This is a genomic window from Streptomyces sp. P17 (assembly GCF_032436805.1).
Lineage (GTDB): Bacteria > Actinomycetota > Actinomycetes > Streptomycetales > Streptomycetaceae > Streptomyces.
This window is the reverse complement of the sequence record NZ_JAVRBF010000901.1, coordinates 1-268: the sequence shown is the minus strand read 5'-3', so window position 1 is coordinate 268 and position 268 is coordinate 1. Positions and strand designations below refer to the sequence as shown.

Genomic DNA, 268 nt, shown 5'->3' with positions numbered 1-268 from the left:
CCAGAATGCCCTTCGCAAGAATGCTACTGAACATAGTAAGGGTGCGCAGCGGTGCGATCAGGAAGGCAAAGCCCAGAGCAGACGCAACGACCGCCCCGAGCCCTGCTAGTGACTGGGCAACGGTATCGGATACGCCGGTGAGCTCCTTAATCCACTCAATGAAATCCCCGATAACGCTTTCCCCACCCTGGAGATAGGCTAGGAAGTCGTCAATGGCTAGACCGATCAGGACAAGAGCCGTCCATACTGGAAATAGACGGGCTACCAA

Annotated in this window: 1 protein-coding gene; it reads right to left on the bottom strand. The window is 55.6% G+C overall.

The window, feature by feature from the left end:
- On the bottom strand, positions 1–268 hold a 268-nt coding region (locus RMT89_RS43385), incomplete at both ends, for a hypothetical protein (RefSeq protein ID WP_315889259.1).